Below are 15,914 nucleotides of genomic sequence, written 5' to 3'. Positions count from 1 at the left end.
CTCGGGCAAAAAGTCTTTTGCTCCCCGACCCTTGACGGCCGCCACCCCCGGACCGATAGAACTTAAGCCCTAAGAAGCTAGGTGCTTACAGAGGTTCGTGGGCGATGTCACCGCCTCACGGGCACCGCGTACCGCTCCCCCACCCGTACGCTCGGCCCACCGCAGCCTCTGCATACACGTACACCTGGCTCCCCCAACCGCTCCGGGCCCCCGCGGAGCAGGAGGAACCCTGGATGAGCACCGACATCTCACAGGACGCCGCGCCGGGCCCCTCGCCCTCCGGCACCACCCGCACCGCCATAGCGGCCCGGTTCGAGCGGCTGCCGCCCTCCCGCTGGCACGTCACCGTCCGCCTGATCGTGGGCGTGGTCACCTTCTTCGAGGCGTTCGACCAGCTGCTGATCGCCTACGCGCTGCCGGAGCTGCGCGACGAGTGGCAGCTGAGCACCGGCGACGCCACGGCCGTCCTGACCGTCGGCTCGGTCGGCATGCTCGTCGGCGCCCTGCTGTCGGGGCGGCTGGCCGACCGCTACGGCCGGGTGAAGGTCATCGCGTACTGCATCGCCGTTTCGGGCCTGGTGAGCCTGGCCCTCACCGCCTGCACCTCGCTCACCCCGTTCCTGGCGCTGCGGTTCGCGCAGGGGCTGGCGATCGGCGGCGAGGTGCCGGTGGCGGCGGCCTTCATCAGCGAGATCACGCGCAGCTTCAAGCGCGGCCGCTTCGTCCTGCTGTACGAACTGGTCTTTCCGGCGGGCCTCACCGTCGGCGCGCTGGTCGCCGCCTGGGTCGTCCCGGCGGCGGGCTGGCGCACGATGTTCGTGGTCGCCGCCGTCCCCGGCCTGCTGGCCTTCCTGGTGCAGCGCCGCGTCCCGGAGTCCCCGCGCTGGCTCGCGGACCGGGGGCGGCTCGCGGAGGCGGAAGCGGTGATGGCCGGGATCGAGGCGAAGGTGGCGGCCGCGACGGGGCAGCCGCTGCCCGCGCCGCGCGCCGCGAGCACCCCGGAGAAGGCAACGGCCACCACCGACGCGGAGCGGGCGGCGACCGGCCTGCGCGGGCTGTTCACCGGCCGCTACCGGCGCCGCACGCTGGTCGTCGGCGCGATCTGGTTCACCGGCTACTTCGTGAACTACGGCGTGACGTCCTGGCTGCCGAGCATCTACAAGGACGAGTACGGCCTCGGCCTCTCCGACGCCCTGCTCTACTCCACGGTGACCTCGGTCGCCGGGCTGCTCGGCTGCCTGATCGTGGCGCTCACGGTGGACGTCCTGGGCCGCCGCAAGGTCTTCGCGATCTGCCTCGGCGCCTCGGCGGCCCTGCTGCTCACCCTGGCCGCGCTGGGCGCCGGCTCCCCGGTCCAGGTGCTGATCTGGACCTCGCTGTCGGCGGTCGGCTTCTTCGGCTCCAACATCTGCCTGTACCTGTACACGCCGGAGCTGTATCCGACCCGGATGCGGGCGCTCGGGTGCAGCGTCGGCGGCGCGGTCAACCGCCTGGGCGTGATCCTCGGCCCCATCCTGGTCGGCCTCGTCTACGCGGCGAACGACAGCGTCGTCGCGGTCTTCGTGATGCTCGCCGCGGTGGCGGTGCTCGGCGCGGTGGTCGCCGGCACCCTGGCGGAGGAGACGGCGAACCGGCCGCTGGAGGAGATCTCGCCCTGACGGGCGGGCGTGGGCGCGCGGAGGCGGCCGGGGAGGCTAGCGTCCCCCGGCCGCCTCCGTGCCGTTCGCGGACTCCTCCGCGATGCGTTCGTGGTGGCGGATGACCTCCGCGACGATGAAGTTGAGCAGCTTCTCGGCGAAGGCCGGGTCGAGGTGGGCGCTCTCCGCCAGCTCGCGGAGCCGGGCGATCTGACGGGCCTCGCGGGCCGGGTCGGCCGGGGGCAGCTGGTGGGCGGCCTTGAGGTGGCCGACCTGCTGGGTGCACTTGAAGCGTTCGGCCAGCATGTGGACGACGGCGGCGTCGATGTTGTCGATGCTCTGGCGCAGCCGGTCGAGTTCGACGCGTACGGAGGCGTCGATGTCGTTCGTGGTCATGGGCAGCGAGCTTACGGGGCTACGAGGAGATCGTCGGCGGGTGTTCGGGGTCCGGGACGCGGTCGCTCCAGCCGCCCGGGACCGTACGCCCCTGCTGTTCGCGGAAGCGGACCGGGGCGATGCCGACGCGCCGCGCGAAGAGCCGGGAGAAGTAGGCCGGGTCGTCGTAGCCGACGCGGCGGGCGACGGCCGCGACCGGCAGGTCGCTCGTGGCGAGGAGTTCCTTGGCGCGTCCCAGCCGGATGGTGAGGAGGTAGTCCTTCGGGCTGCATCCCGCGCCCCGGCGCACCGCCGTCCGCAGTTCGGCCGAGGTCATCCCGTGCCGGGCGGCGTGCTCGGCGACCGACAGCGGCTGGAAGGCGTCCCGGGCGAGCGCCTGGAGCACCGGGTCGCCGTCCGGGCCGACGTCGGCGCGGGCCCGGCGCAGGGCGACGAGGAGTTCGTGCACGGCGGCCCCGGTCTCGACCTCCAGGAGCGGGTTGCCGCGCCGGGCGGCCCGGACCATCCGGCCGATCGCGGCGCGCGGGGCGGCGGTGTCGGCGAGGGGGACCAGGGGGCGGTCGGGCTCGATGTAGCCGAGTTCGGTGTACGTGGCGGTGGCGGGCCCGGTGAAGTCGACGAAGCTCTCGTCCCAGCCGGTCGCGGGGTCGGCGCCGTAGTGGTGCGGGGTGCCCGGGGTCAGCCAGATGAGGCTGGGCGCGGTGACCGGGACCCGCCGCCCGTCCGGCCCGGCGAACCAGCCGCTGCCCGAGTGGACGACGACGGCCACATGGTGGTCCAGGGTGCGCGGCCCGACGGTCGGCAGGGTGCCGTGCTGGAGGCCGACGCCGAGGCAGACGAGGCCGAGGCGGTGGTGGAGCGGGCTGGGCGTGAAGAAGCGCATCCAGGTGTGGTACATGGGCTCCCTCTCTCCCGGTCCGGGCAACGCGCGTCCAAACAGCCAAGATCTTTGTCCATGGACCGGCCGCACGCCAGGGCTGAGGCTGGACCGAGACATTCCGCGCATCAGGAGAACGGGCACCATGGCTGACTTCACCGTCGGGGACGACGGCTTCCGGATCGACGGGAAGCCCGTACGGCTGCTGTCCGGGGCCCTGCACTACTTCCGGGTGCACGAGGGCCAGTGGGACCACCGGCTCGCGATGCTGCGGGCGATGGGCCTGAACTGCGTGGAGACGTACGTCCCGTGGAATCTCCACGAGCCCCGGCCCGGCCGCTTCCGGGACACCGGGGCGCTGGGCCGCTTCCTGGACGCGGCGCACCGGGCCGGCCTGTGGGCGATCGTGCGCCCGGGCCCGTACATCTGCGCGGAGTGGGAGAACGGCGGGCTGCCCGCCTGGGTGACCGGCCGGTTCGGGCGGCGGGTGCGGACCCGCGACGAGGGGTATCTCGACGCGGTCGGGACCTGGTTCGCGGAGCTGCTGCCGCAGGTCGCTGAGCGGCAGATCGGCCGCGGCGGCCCGGTGATCATGGTGCAGGCCGAGAACGAGTACGGGAGTTACGGCACCGACGCGGTCTATCTGCGCCGGGTGGCGGAGCTGCTGCGCGCGTACGGGGTGGACGTGCCGCTGTTCACCTCGGACGGGCCGGAGGACCACATGCTCACCGGCGGCTCGGTGCCCGGCCTGCTCGCCACCGCCAACTTCGGTTCGGGCGCCCGCGAGGCGTTCCGGGTGCTGCGCCGCCACCAGGCGTCGGGTCCGCTGATGTGCATGGAGTTCTGGTGCGGCTGGTTCGAGCACTGGGGCGCGCCGCCGGTCGTACGCGATCCGGCGCAGGCGGCCGGTGCGCTGGCGGAGATCCTGGAGTGCGGGGCGTCGGTGAACGTCTACATGGCGCACGGCGGCACCAACTTCGCGGGCTGGGCGGGCGCGAACCGCTCCGGGCCGCTCCAGGACGAGGAGCTGCTGCCGACGGTGACGTCGTACGACTACGACGCGCCGGTCGACGAGTACGGCCGGGCCACGGAGAAGTTCCGGCTGTTCCGGAAGGTCCTCGCCGGGTACGCGGACGGCCCGCTGCCCCCGCTGCCGCCGGAGCCGGCCGGGCTCGCCGCCCCGGTCCGGGCGGAGCTGACCGAGTGGGCGCCGCTGCACACGGTGCTGGAGGCGCTGGGCGACGAGGAGGCGGCGGAGTCCGGGGTGCCGCCGACGTTCGAGGAGCTGGGGGTGGACCGCGGCCTGGTCCGCTACCGGGTCGCCGTGCCGGGTCCGCGCCGCCCGTACACGCTGGCCGTCGCGGGACTGCGGGACCGTGCGGTGGTGTACGTGGACGGGGTGCGCCGGGGTGTCCTGAGCGAGGGGGCCGCCGCGCTGGCGGAGCCGGTGGCCGGGCCCGCCGATGTGGAGCTGTGGGTGGAGTCGCTGGGCCGGGTCAACTACGGGCCGCGCCTGGGCGAGCCGAAGGGCATCACCGGGGGCGTGCTCCACGAGCGCCAGTATCTGCACGGGGTGCGGGCGCGGGCGCTGCGGCTGGACGCGTTCGAGGAGCCGGGCGCGGTGGCGGGCGTGCCGTTCGCGCCGGTCGGCGGGGAGGGCGGGACGGGCCTGTACCGCGGCACGTTCGAACTGGCGGCCGGGGCGGACCACGCGGGGCTCGAACTCCCGGGTTGGACGCGGGGGTTCGTCTGGGTGAACGGATTCTGCCTGGGCCGGTACTGGGCGGCGGGCCCGCAGCACACGCTGTACGTGCCGGGTCCGGTGCTGCGGGACGGGGTCAACGAGGTGTGGGTGCTGGAGACGGAGGGCGCGGGCGCGCCGTTCGTGGAGCTGGGCCCGGGTCTGCCGGTGCGTACCGGCTGACAACCTCGGGACGCCCTGCCCGGTCTACATTGGTGAGGAGTCGGGCCCGGAGCGAGGAGCGGGGGTACGGACATGCCGGACGGCCTCCGCCGCAGCCCCGTCGAGCACGGTTTCCCGCATCTGGAGACGGTCCGCTCGGCGATCACCGCCCTGTACCGGAGGCTGTCGGCGGACGGCGTCCAGCGGTTCGCGACGAGCCTCGCCCCGGTCGACGCCGCGTTCGCCGACGCGGACGACCTGCACCTGGGCGCGCAGCGGGTGGCGCGGGCGATGGTGCACCACTACCGGCTGCCGGACGCCCGGGTGATCGTGGCGTTCCGGTCGATGGAGCACGCGGGCAGCGTCGAACTCGCGGCGGGGCCGGAGTACTTCGTGGAGCTGAACGACCGCTTCCGCACCCATCGCCGGGACATCGGCGCGGCCCTGTCGCACGAGGTGGCGCATGTCCTGCTGCACCGGCTGGGCCTGGAGTTCCCCGGCACCCGCGACAACGAGATCCTCACCGACACGGCGGCGGCCTACCTGGGCGCGGGGTGGCTGCTCCTCGACGCGTTCCGCGAGGACGCGACGTCCAGCCAGAAGCTGGGGTACCTGACGCCGGAGGAGTTCGGGTACGTGCTGGCCAAGCGGGCGCTGGTGTTCGGCGAGGACCCCTCGCCGTGGTTCACCAGTCCGCAGGCGTACACCGCGTACACGGAGGGCCGGGCGCGGGCCCTGCGCGATGCGGGGCAGCCGCCGCTGACGGCTGCGGGGTGGGCGGGGCGGCGGCGGTACGCCCGGGACCGGCGGGCCGCGTCCGGGGGCCCCGAGGGGTCGTACGCCTTCGAGGCGGCGGCGGACGGGCTGCGGGTGGCGTTCCCGTGCCCGGTCTGCCACCAGCGGAACCGGGTGCCCGTGCGCGGACGGGTGCGGGTGCGGTGCGCGCTGTGCCGCGCGGTGCTGGATTGCACGACGTGACCGGTCAGGCGCCGGAGGGGCCAAATCAAGCCCCTCCGACGTGACCGGTCGCCAAAATCAAGCCCCTCCGGCGATTGAGGAGCGGGGGTCCGGGGGCAGCGCCCCCGGAAGTGCTACGCGGCGCGGCGGCTGCGCTGCGCGGTGCCCCTGGACGCACCGGCGCCCCTGGAGGCACCGGCGCCCCGCGACGCACCGGCGCTGCGCGACGCCCCGGCCCCCGGCCCCGCCCGCGGCTGCCCGAGCGGGCTCCCGCCGGCCTCGGCTTCGGCTGGGTCGGCTGCGGGACCTCTATGACCACCGCGACGCCGGACGGCTCACGGGCGCCCGTGATGCGGGTCAGCTCCTCGTCGCTGGAGCGGATGCGCGTGGTGCGCGGGGCGATGCCCGCGTCGCGCATCAGCCGGGTCATGTCCCGCTTCTCGTCGGGCAGGACGAGGGTGACCACGCTGCCGGACTCCCCGGCCCGGGCGGTGCGGCCGCCCCGGTGCAGGTAGTCCTTGTGGTCGGTGGGCGGGTCCACGTTGACGACCAGGTCGAGGTCGTCGACATGGATGCCGCGCGCGGCCACGTTCGTCGCGACGAGAGCCGTGACCTGGCCGTTCTTGAACTGGTCCAGGGTCCGGTTGCGCTGCGGCTGCGAGCGCCCGCCGTGCAGCGCGGCAGCGCGTACCCCGCTGGCGAGCAGCCGCTTGGCGAAGCGGTCCGCGGCACGCTTGGTGTCCACGAACATGATCACGCGCCCCTCACGGGCGGCGATCCGCGTCGCGACGGCCTTCTTGTCGGTCTCGTCCAGGACGTGGAGGACGTGGTGCTCCATGGTGGTGACCGCACCGGCGGACGGGTCGACCGAGTGCACGACGGGGTCGGTCAGGAACATCTTGACCAGGCGGTCGATGTTCTTGTCCAGGGTCGCCGAGAACAGCATCCGCTGACCGTCGGCCTCGACCTGCTTGAGCAGGGCGGTGACCTGGGGCATGAAGCCCATGTCGGCCATCTGGTCGGCCTCGTCCAGGACGGTGATCGCGACCTGGTCCAGTCGGCAGTCGCCGCGCTCGATGAGGTCCTTGAGTCGGCCCGGGGTCGCGACCAGCACCTCGGCGCCGCGCCGCAGCGTGGCGGACTGCCGGGTGATCGACATGCCGCCGACGACGGTGGCCAGGCGCAGGTTGACCGAGGTGGCGTACGGGGTCAGCGCGTCGGTGACCTGCTGGGCGAGCTCGCGGGTCGGGACGAGCACGAGGGCCAGGGGGGCCTTCGGCTCGGCGCGGCGGCCGGCGGTGCGGGCCAGGAGCGCGAGGCCGAAGGCGAGGGTCTTGCCGGAGCCGGTGCGGCCCCGGCCGAGGATGTCACGGCCGGCCAGCGAGTTGGGCAGCGTGGCGCCCTGGATCGGGAACGGCTCGGTCACGCCCTGCGCGGCAAGGGTCTTCAGCAGGGCTGCGGGCATGTCCAGCTCGGCGAACGCCTCGACGGCGGGCAGTGCGGGGGTGATGGTCTCGGGCAGCGCGAATTCGCCCTGCGGCGGCGTGGCCCTGCGACGGGGCGACGCCTTTCCGGTTCCCTTGCCGGAACCCTGTGCGGTTGCCTGTGCCCGGTCCGTGCCGCGCGCCCTGGACGGGCGGTTGCGGGCGGGACGGTCCTGGCGTTCGGAGCGGGTCATATCGGGATTGTCCTCCTGGGACAGCACGAGCCGGGGCCCGCACCTTGACGGTGCGGGCCCCGGCTGCGAGGTACGCGTCCGGCGAAAATTAGGCCGGGACGATGTTCTCCGCCTGCGGGCCCTTCTGGCCCTGCGTGACGTCGAAGCTGACCTTCTGGCCCTCGACGAGCTCACGGAAGCCCTGGGCGTTGATGTTCGAGTAGTGGGCGAAGACGTCGGCGCCGCCGCCGTCCTGCTCGATGAAGCCGAAGCCCTTTTCAGAGTTGAACCACTTCACGGTTCCAGTAGCCATGTCGATCTCCTAAGGAGGTGCAGTGCCGGAAATTCGCACTTTACGAATTCCAAGTCGCCGCATTGAGCCCCATCCGGAGAAAGCCGGAAAACAATAAAGCGCCTGACGAAGCATTCCCGTCAGGCGCACATAAAGTTCATGGGTACCAAAACTGCAACACGACCACCGTAGCACGAGCTGCCGCCGGATGTCGGGAGGCGGTCCGGTCAGCCGTCGTTGCCCCGGCGGATCGTGCGCAGCGGGCGGCCCGGACGCCAGGTGCTGATGACGATGGTGTCGCCGCCCTCCAGGCCGACCCGCACCACCTCGGTGGGCTCGACGCGGAACAGGTGGAACGGCTCGGGCGGGGTGCGCTCCTCGATGAAACGGGCGAGGACGGCGGGGTCGGTGACCTCGACGGCGTGTCCGGAGATCCGGACGTCCCCGTCGGCCATCTCGGCGTCGGGGCCGGGGTTGGCGTGCACAGAGAAGCGGGGGTCGCGGCGCAGGTCGAGGGCCTTGCGGGAGTTCGGCATCATGCCGAGGTGCGGCTCGTCCTCCCAGAAGTCCACCTCCAGGCCGGTGAGCCGGGGCGATCCGTCCTTGCGGAGGGTGGCGAGGACATGGTGCTTGTACTGCGCGAACCTCCGCCGCACGGTGTCGGCGAAGTCGGGCTCGGCGGTGCGGAAGTCGGTCCAGGTGCTGGTGGTCATGGACTCATGGAACCGGAGAATCCCGTCATCCTCTGTCCGGTATTCGGGTCTGACACGATGAGCGCATGCGGAACGATCACTTCACGGAGCGCTCGCGTGCCCTGGTGCGGCGGCTGCATCCCCTGGACTGGCTGGCCGGAGGGCTGCTCCTGCTCGGGGTGGTCTTCGCGGCGACGGGGCTGCTGCCCTCCGGTCCGGCCGAGGACCAGCTGCGGCGGATCGGGCCGCTGCTGGCGTTCCTGGCGACGGTGATCGTGCTGGCGGAGCTGGCGGGACGGGCGCAGGTCTTCGACGTGGTCGCGGCGTGGGTGGCGCGGGCCGGGCGGGGGCGCTATCCGCTGCTGTTCGGGCTGTGCGTGGCGTTCGCCTCGCTGACCACGATCACCCTGAATCTGGACACGACGGCCGTGCTGCTCACCCCGGTGATGCTGGCGCTGGCCGGGCGGGTGGGCATCGCGGCGGTGCCGCTGGCGATGACGACGGTGTGGCTGGCCAACACGGCGAGCCTGCTGCTCCCCGTATCGAATCTGACCAATCTGCTGGCGGCGGACCGGGTGGCGCTGTCCCCGGCCGGTCTGGCCGGGGTGATGTGGCTGCCGCAGCTGGCCGCGATCGCGATGACGGCCCTGTGCCTGTGGGTCTTCTACTGGCGCCGGGGGCGGCGGGGCGCCGACACGTACACCCCGCCGCCGGTGCCCTCGCCCGAGGACCGGGTGCTGCTGGGGGTCTGCTCGGTGGCCTGTGCCGGGTTCCTGCTGGCGATCCTGGTGGTGGACGTGCCGCTGTGGTCGGCCTCGCTGGTGGCGATGGTGGTCGTGGTGGCGGCGTACGCGGTGCGGCGGCGCGAGGAGCTGCGGCTCTCGCTGATCCCGTGGCGGCTGCTGGTCCTGGTGCCGGGGATGTTCCTGGTGGTGGAGACGGTCAACGCGCACGGGCTGCACGAGCTGCTGGTGCGGGCGCTCGGCACGGACGACGGCCTCGCGGGCATGCTGCGCACCGCCGGGGTGGGCGCCGGGCTCGCCAACGTACTGAACAACCTCCCGGCGTACGTGGCGGGCGAGGCGGTCGTTCCGGCGGGCAACCACCATCAGCTGCTGGCCCTGCTGATCGGGGTCAACGCGGGCCCGCTGGTCACCCCTGGGGGTCGCTGGCGACGCTGCTGTGGTTCGAGCGGTGCCGGTTCCAGGGGACGCGCATCGGGGTACGGCGCTTCGCGCTGACCGGTCTGGTCCTCGCGGTGACGGCGACGGCGGCGGCGACCTGCGCGCTGGCGCTGACCGTCTGAGCCCCCGGCGCCACCTGTCCCAGGACGCGCCACGGCGCCTGCCGAATCGTCCGGTCGGGGACGGGCAGGCGCCGCGTTCAGTTCCGCACGCCGTTGTGCGGGACGTCTGGGTGCCGTATCAGACCGTCAGGGCACGGTCCGTCGGGCGGATCGGGGCCGGCAGGGCGCTGGCTCCGGTCAGGAAGCGGTCCACACCGCGTGCCGCGGAGCGGCCCTCGGCGATGGCCCACACGATGAGGGACTGGCCGCGGCCCGCGTCACCGGCGACGAAGACGCCGTCGACGTTGGTCGCGTAGTCCTGGTCGCGGGCGATGTTGCCGCGCTCGTCGAGCTCCAGGCCGAACTGCTGGACCAGACCGTTGGCCTGGTCGGTGCCGGTGAAGCCCATCGCGAGCGTGACCAGCTGCGCGGGGATGACCCGCTCGGTGCCGGGCTTCTGCTCCAGCTTACCGTCCTTGAACTCCACCTCGACCAGGTGGAGGGCCTGGACGTTGCCGTCCTCGTCGCCCTCGAAGTGGGTGGTCGAGACGGAGTAGACCCGCTCGCCGCCCTCCTCGTGCGCGGAGGTGACCTTGTAGAGCATGGGGAAGGTCGGCCAGGGCTGGTTGGCGTTCCGCTCCTCGCCCGGCCGGGGCATGATCTCCAGCTGGGTGACGGAGAGGGCGCCCTGGCGGTGCGCGGTGCCGACGCAGTCGGCGCCGGTGTCGCCGCCGCCGATGACGACGACGTGCTTGCCCTCGGCGGTGATCGGGGAGACCGTCAGGTCGCCCTCCTGCACCTTGTTGGCGAGCGGCAGGTACTCCATCGCGTAGTGCACGCCGTTCAGCTCCCGGCCCGGGACGGGCAGGTCGCGCGAGACGGTGGCACCGGCGGCGATGACCACGGCGTCGTAGCGGCGGCGCAGCTTCGCGGCGTCGATGTCCCGGCCGATCTCGGTCTCGGTGCGGAACTTGGTGCCCTCCGCGCGCATCTGCTCGATGCGGCGGTTGATGTGCGACTTCTCCATCTTGAACTCGGGGATGCCGTACCGGAGGAGGCCCCCGATGCGGTCCGCGCGCTCGTAGACGGCGACCGTGTGACCGGCCCGGGTCAGCTGCTGGGCGGCGGCGAGGCCGGCCGGGCCCGAGCCGATGACGGCGACGGTCTTGCCGGACAGGCGCTCCGGCGGCTGCGGGGTCACGTCACCGTTGCCCCACGCCTTGTCGATGATCGAGACCTCGACGTTCTTGATGGTGACGGCCGGCTGGTTGATGCCGAGCACGCACGCCGACTCGCAGGGCGCCGGGCACAGCCGCCCGGTGAACTCCGGGAAGTTGTTCGTGGCGTGCAGCCGCTCGGAGGCGGCGGCCCAGTCCTCGCGGTAGGCGTAGTCGTTCCACTCGGGGATGAGGTTTCCGAGCGGGCAGCCGTTGTGGCAGAACGGGATGCCGCAGTCCATGCAGCGGCCGGCCTGCTTGCTGATGATCGGGAGCAGCGAGCCGGGAACGTAGACCTCGTTCCAGTCCTTGACGCGCTCGCCGGCCGGGCGGGTCTGCGCGACCTCGCGGCCGGTGGTCAGGAAGCCCTTGGGGTCAGCCATTGGTCGCCGCCTCCATCATCTTCTCGGTGGTCTCCTGCTCGGAGAGACCGGCGAGCTCAGCGGCGTCCTTGGCGGCGAGCACTGCCTTGTAGGTGGACGGGATGATCTTGCTGAAGCGGGCCACCGCGGTGTCCCACTCGGCGAGGAGCTTCTCGGCGACGGTGGAGCCGGTCTCCTCCTGGTGGCGGCGCACGACGTCGTGCAGCCACTGCTTGTCGGTGTCGGTCAGCTCCTCGACCGCGCCGAGGTTGCCGGCGTTGACGTTGTCGCGGTCGAGGTCGATGACGTACGCGACGCCGCCGGACATGCCGGCCGCGAAGTTGCGCCCGGTCTCGCCGAGCACCACGGCGTGGCCGCCGGTCATGTACTCGCAGCCGTGGTCGCCCACGCCCTCGGAGACGACGGTGGCGCCGGAGTTGCGGACGCAGAAGCGCTCACCGGTGCGGCCGCGGAGGAACAGTTCGCCGCCGGTGGCACCGTAGGCGATGGTGTTGCCCGCGATGGTGGAGTACTCGGCGAGGTGGTCGGCGCCGCGGTCGGGGCGGACGACGACGCGCCCGCCGGACAGGCCCTTGCCGACGTAGTCGTTGGCGTCGCCCTCCAGGCGCAGCGTGACACCGCTGGGCAGGAAGGCGCCGAAGGACTGGCCCGCGGAGCCGGTGAAGGTGATGTCGATGGTGTCCTGGGGCAGGCCCGCACCGCCGAACTTCTTCGTGACCTCGTGGCCGAGCATCGTGCCGACGGTCCGGTTGATGTTCCGGATCGCGATCTGCGCGCGGACCGGCTGAGCGGCCTCGGGGCTGTCGGCCTTGAGGGCGTCGGCGGCGAGCTTGATCAGCTCGTTGTCGAGGGCCTTGTCGAGGGCGTGGTCCTGCTCGGTGTTCCGGTACCGGACCGCGCCTTCGGGCAGCTCGGGGACGTAGAACAGCGGGGCGAGGTCGAGGCCCTGCGCCTTCCAGTGGGTGACGGCGCGGTCGGTGTCCAGCAGCTCGGCGTGGCCGACGGCCTCCTCGATCGTGCGGAAGCCGAGCTCGGCGAGGAGCTCGCGGACCTCCTGCGCGATGAACTCGAAGAAGTTGACGACGTACTCGGCCTTGCCGGAGAAGCGGTCGCGCAGCACCGGGTTCTGGGTGGCGATGCCGACGGGGCAGGTGTCGAGGTGGCAGACGCGCATCATGACGCAGCCGGAGACGACGAGCGGCGCGGTCGCGAAACCGAACTCCTCGGCGCCGAGCAGCGCGGCGATGACGACGTCGCGGCCGGTCTTGAGCTGGCCGTCGGTCTGCACGACGATGCGGTCGCGCAGGCCGTTGAGCAGCAGGGTCTGCTGGGTCTCGGCGAGGCCCAGCTCCCAGGGGCCGCCCGCGTGCTTGAGGCTCGTCAGCGGGGACGCGCCCGTGCCGCCGTCGTGGCCGGAGATCAGGACCACGTCCGCGTGCGCCTTGGAGACGCCCGCCGCGACGGTGCCGACGCCGACCTCGGAGACCAGCTTGACGTGGATGCGGGCCTGCGGGTTGGCGTTCTTGAGGTCGTGGATCAGCTGAGCCAGGTCCTCGATGGAGTAGATGTCGTGGTGCGGCGGCGGGGAGATCAGGCCGACGCCCGGGGTGGAGTGCCGGGTCTTGGCGACCCACGGGTAGACCTTGTGGCCGGGCAGCTGGCCGCCCTCGCCGGGCTTGGCGCCCTGGGCCATCTTGATCTGGATGTCGTCCGCGTTGACCAGGTACTCGCTGGTGACACCGAAGCGGCCGGAGGCGACCTGCTTGATGGACGAGCGGCGGGCCGGGTCGTAGAGCCGGTCGGCGTCCTCGCCGCCCTCACCGGTGTTGGACTTGCCGCCCAGCTGGTTCATCGCGATGGCGAGGGTCTCGTGGGCCTCGCGCGAGATGGAGCCGTAGGACATGGCACCGGTGGAGAAGCGCTTGACGATCTCCGAGGCGGGCTCGACCTCCTCGATGTCGATCGAGGGGCGGTCCGACTTGAAGCCGAAGAGGCCGCGGAGCGTCATCAGCCGCTCGGACTGCTCGTTCACCCGGTCCGTGTACTTCTTGAAGATGTCGTACCGGCGGTTGCGGGTGGAGTGCTGGAGGCGGAAGACCGTCTCCGGGTCGAACAGGTGCGGCTCGCCCTCGCGGCGCCACTGGTACTCGCCGCCGATCTCCAGCGCCCGGTGCGAGGCGGAGATGCCGGAGGCCGGGTAGCCCTTGGTGTGCCGGGCGGCGACCTCCTTGGCGACGACATCGAGACCGGCGCCGCCGATCTTGGTGGCGGTGCCGTTGAAGTAGCGGTCCACGAACGCCTGGTCGAGGCCGACCGCCTCGAAGACCTGGGCGCCCCGGTAGGAGGCGACCGTGGAGATGCCCATCTTGGACATGACCTTGAGGACGCCCTTGCCCAGCGCGTAGATCAGGTTGCGGATGGCGTCCTCGGCCTCGATGCCCTCGATGAAGGTGCCGGCCCGGACCAGGTCCTCGACGGACTCCATGGCGAGGTACGGGTTGACCGCGGCGGCGCCGTAGCCGATCAGCAGCGCGACGTGGTGGACCTCGCGGACGTCCCCGGCCTCGACCAGCAGGCCCACCTGGGTGCGCTGCTTGGTGCGGATGAGGTGGTGGTGGACGGCGGAGGTGAGCAGCAGCGAGGGGATCGGCGCGTGCTCGGCGTCGGAGTGCCGGTCGGACAGGACGATCAGGCGGGCGCCGTCCTCGATGGCGGCGTCGACCTCGGTGCAGATCTCCTCGATCCGGGCGGCCAGGGCGTCGCCGCCGCCGTGCACCCGGTAGAGGCCGGAGAGCGTGGCGGCCTTCATGCCCGGCATGTCGCCGTCGGCGTTGATGTGTATGAGCTTGGCCAGCTCGTCGTTGTCGATCACCGGGAAGGGCAGCGCGACGCTGCGGCAGGACGCGGCGCCCGGCTCCAGGAGGTTGCCCGAGGGGCCGACCACGGAGCGCAGCGAGGTGACGAGCTCCTCGCGGATGGCGTCCAGCGGCGGGTTGGTGACCTGCGCGAACAGCTGGGTGAAGTAGTCGAACAGCAGCCGGGGGCGGGCCGAGAGCGCGGCGATCGGCGAGTCGGTGCCCATGGAGCCGAGCGGCTCGCCGCCGGTGCGGGCCATCGGGGCGAGGATGACGCGCAGCTCCTCCTCGGTGTACCCGAAGGTCTGCTGGCGGCGGGTGACGGAGGCGTGCGTGTGGACGATGTGCTCCCGCTCGGGGAGGTCCTCCAGCTCGATCTCGCCGCTCTCCAGCCACTCCTGGTAAGGGTGCTCGGCGGCGAGGGACGCCTTGATCTCGTCGTCCTCGATGATGCGGTGCTCGGCGGTGTCCACGAGGAACATGCGGCCGGGCTGGAGGCGGCCCTTGCGGACGACCTTGGCCGGGTCGATGTCCAGGACGCCGACCTCGGAGGACAGCACGACGAGGCCGTCGTCGGTGACCCAGTAGCGGCCGGGGCGCAGACCGTTGCGGTCGAGGACCGCGCCGACCTGGACGCCGTCGGTGAAGGTGACGCAGGCCGGGCCGTCCCAGGGCTCCATCATCGCGGAGTGGTACTGGTAGAACGCGCGGCGGGCCGGGTCCATGGAGTCGTGGTTCTCCCACGCCTCGGGGACCATCATCAGCACCGAGTGCGGCAGCGAGCGGCCGCCGAGGTGGAGCAGCTCCAGGACCTCGTCGAAGGACGCGGAGTCGGAGGCGTCCGGGGTGCAGACGGGGAAGATCCGGTCGAGCGGCGCGTCGCCGAAGAGGCCGGAGGCGAGCTGGGACTCGCGGGCCTTCATCCAGTTCCGGTTGCCCTTGACCGTGTTGATCTCGCCGTTGTGCGCGACGAAGCGGTACGGGTGTGCGAGCGGCCAGCTCGGGAAGGTGTTGGTCGAGAAGCGGGAGTGGACCAGGGCGACCGCGGTGGCGAAGCGGGGGTCGGAGAGGTCCGGGAAGAAGGGCTCCAGCTGACCGGTGGTGAGCATGCCCTTGTAGACGATGGTGCGGGCGGAGAGCGACGGGAAGTAGACCCCGGCCTCGCGCTCGGCGCGCTTGCGCAGCAGGAACGCCTTGCGGTCCAGGGCGATGCCGGAGCTCTCGCCGTCCGCGACGAAGAGCTGGCGGAACTCGGGCATGGTGGCGCGGGCGCCGTTGCCGAGGATGTCCGGGGTGACCGGGACCTCGCGCCAGCCGAGGACCGTCAGGCCCTCCTCGCCGGCGATCTTCTCCAGCTCGCGGACGGCGACGGCGGAGTCGTCGGCGGGCAGGAAGGCGATGCCGACGGCGTAGGCGCCGGCCTCGGGGAGCGCGAAGGGGACCTCGGCGCGCAGGAACGTGTCCGGGACCTGGAGCAGGATGCCGGCGCCGTCACCGGAGTCGGGCTCCGAGCCGGTCGCACCGCGGTGTTCGAGGTTGCGGAGCACGGTCAGCGCCTGCTCGACCATCTCGTGGCCGGGCACACCGGTCAGAGTGGCTACGAACCCCACGCCACAGGCGTCGTGCTCGTTGCGGGGGTCGTACATCCCCTGGGGGCGGGGCGACCGTCCATGGGCGACCAGGCGTCGGTGCGCATCGGCTCTCCCGTCGTCGTCGTGGCATATGCAGTGCCGAGGGACGACGTTGGCCCTCTGCGAAATTTC

Annotated in this window: 9 protein-coding genes and 2 pseudogenes; 4 read left to right on the top strand and 7 right to left on the bottom strand. The window is 72.3% G+C overall.

Translation table 11 applies throughout. The annotated features are described in order from the left end of the window. Positions 1 to 233: 233 nt before the first annotated feature. On the top strand, positions 234 to 1,658 hold the full coding sequence (locus tag NEH16_RS24075; RefSeq protein WP_265544884.1) for an MFS transporter: 1,425 nt from the start codon (positions 234 to 236) through the stop codon (positions 1,656 to 1,658). A gap of 36 nt (positions 1,659 to 1,694) precedes the next feature. Here the strand turns inward: NEH16_RS24075 and NEH16_RS24070 are convergent, their stop codons facing one another. Next, positions 1,695 to 2,033 carry a chorismate mutase gene (locus NEH16_RS24070; RefSeq protein WP_073968256.1) on the bottom strand — a complete coding sequence of 113 codons (339 nt, stop codon included), beginning with the start codon at positions 2,031 to 2,033 and terminating at the stop codon, positions 1,695 to 1,697. A gap of 19 nt (positions 2,034 to 2,052) precedes the next feature. Next, positions 2,053 to 2,931, bottom strand: coding sequence for a helix-turn-helix domain-containing protein (locus tag NEH16_RS24065; protein WP_073968255.1), 879 nt, complete (start codon positions 2,929 to 2,931; stop codon positions 2,053 to 2,055). 124 nt (positions 2,932 to 3,055) lie between these two features. On the opposite strand from NEH16_RS24065, the gene NEH16_RS24060 reads away from it, so the two are divergent. Together NEH16_RS24060 and NEH16_RS24055 are read left to right on the top strand one after the other, a co-directional pair. After that, positions 3,056 to 4,834, top strand: a complete 1,779-nt coding sequence (locus NEH16_RS24060) for a glycoside hydrolase family 35 protein (RefSeq protein WP_265544881.1) — start codon at positions 3,056 to 3,058, stop codon at positions 4,832 to 4,834. A 72-nt stretch (positions 4,835 to 4,906) separates the two neighbouring features. Further along, positions 4,907 to 5,791 (top strand): hypothetical protein, encoded by an 885-nt coding sequence (locus NEH16_RS24055; protein WP_265544879.1) that lies wholly within the window; start codon positions 4,907 to 4,909, stop codon positions 5,789 to 5,791. Positions 5,792 to 5,816: 25 nt separating this feature from the next. Here the strand turns inward: NEH16_RS24055 and NEH16_RS24050 are convergent, their stop codons facing one another. From NEH16_RS24050 to NEH16_RS24040, 3 genes are all read right to left on the bottom strand, one after another. Continuing rightward, positions 5,817 to 7,448, bottom strand: coding sequence for a DEAD/DEAH box helicase (locus NEH16_RS24050; protein WP_265544877.1), 1,632 nt, complete (start codon positions 7,446 to 7,448; stop codon positions 5,817 to 5,819). Between the two features lie 88 nt (positions 7,449 to 7,536). Beyond that, complete coding sequence (locus NEH16_RS24045) at positions 7,537 to 7,740, bottom strand: cold-shock protein (protein WP_018104519.1); 204 nt, start codon at positions 7,738 to 7,740, stop codon at positions 7,537 to 7,539. Positions 7,741 to 7,946: 206 nt separating this feature from the next. Further along, positions 7,947 to 8,432 carry a pyridoxamine 5'-phosphate oxidase family protein gene (locus NEH16_RS24040; protein WP_073968251.1) on the bottom strand — a complete coding sequence of 162 codons (486 nt, stop codon included), beginning with the start codon at positions 8,430 to 8,432 and terminating at the stop codon, positions 7,947 to 7,949. A gap of 65 nt (positions 8,433 to 8,497) precedes the next feature. Between NEH16_RS24040 and NEH16_RS24035 the strand changes: the two are divergent. Continuing rightward, positions 8,498 to 9,717, top strand: a pseudogene (locus NEH16_RS24035) (SLC13 family permease). A 118-nt stretch (positions 9,718 to 9,835) separates the two neighbouring features. Here NEH16_RS24035 and NEH16_RS24030 read toward each other — a convergent pair. Both NEH16_RS24030 and gltB read right to left on the bottom strand, forming a co-directional pair. After that, the gene (locus tag NEH16_RS24030) at positions 9,836 to 11,296 is read right to left on the bottom strand and encodes a glutamate synthase subunit beta (protein WP_073968249.1); all 1,461 of its coding nucleotides are present in this window, start codon (positions 11,294 to 11,296) and stop codon (positions 9,836 to 9,838) included. Further along, positions 11,289 to 15,847: pseudogene (gene gltB, locus NEH16_RS24025) on the bottom strand (glutamate synthase large subunit). The gene NEH16_RS24030 and the pseudogene gltB overlap by 8 nt, the downstream one beginning before the upstream one ends. Between the last annotated feature and the right edge of the window lie 67 nt (positions 15,848 to 15,914).

It is taken from the genome of Streptomyces drozdowiczii, assembly GCF_026167665.1.
Classification (GTDB): domain Bacteria; phylum Actinomycetota; class Actinomycetes; order Streptomycetales; family Streptomycetaceae; genus Streptomyces; species Streptomyces drozdowiczii_A.
Note: the sequence above shows the minus strand (reverse complement) of the source record. Positions and strands in the feature narration are given on the sequence as shown.

Bases quoted from the DNA above. Each gene is read 5' to 3' on its own strand.
- NEH16_RS24075 (WP_265544884.1), top strand. From the start codon at position 234: ATGAGCACCGACATCTCACAGGACGCCGCGCCGGGCCCCTCGCCCTCC.
- NEH16_RS24070 (WP_073968256.1), bottom strand. From the start codon at position 2,033: ATGACCACGAACGACATCGACGCCTCCGTACGCGTCGAACTCGACCGG.
- NEH16_RS24065 (WP_073968255.1), bottom strand. From the start codon at position 2,931: ATGTACCACACCTGGATGCGCTTCTTCACGCCCAGCCCGCTCCACCAC.
- NEH16_RS24060 (WP_265544881.1), top strand. From the start codon at position 3,056: ATGGCTGACTTCACCGTCGGGGACGACGGCTTCCGGATCGACGGGAAG.
- NEH16_RS24055 (WP_265544879.1), top strand. From the start codon at position 4,907: ATGCCGGACGGCCTCCGCCGCAGCCCCGTCGAGCACGGTTTCCCGCAT.
- NEH16_RS24050 (WP_265544877.1), bottom strand. From the start codon at position 7,448: ATGACCCGCTCCGAACGCCAGGACCGTCCCGCCCGCAACCGCCCGTCC.
- NEH16_RS24045 (WP_018104519.1), bottom strand. From the start codon at position 7,740: ATGGCTACTGGAACCGTGAAGTGGTTCAACTCTGAAAAGGGCTTCGGC.
- NEH16_RS24040 (WP_073968251.1), bottom strand. From the start codon at position 8,432: ATGACCACCAGCACCTGGACCGACTTCCGCACCGCCGAGCCCGACTTC.
- NEH16_RS24030 (WP_073968249.1), bottom strand. From the start codon at position 11,296: ATGGCTGACCCCAAGGGCTTCCTGACCACCGGCCGCGAGGTCGCGCAG.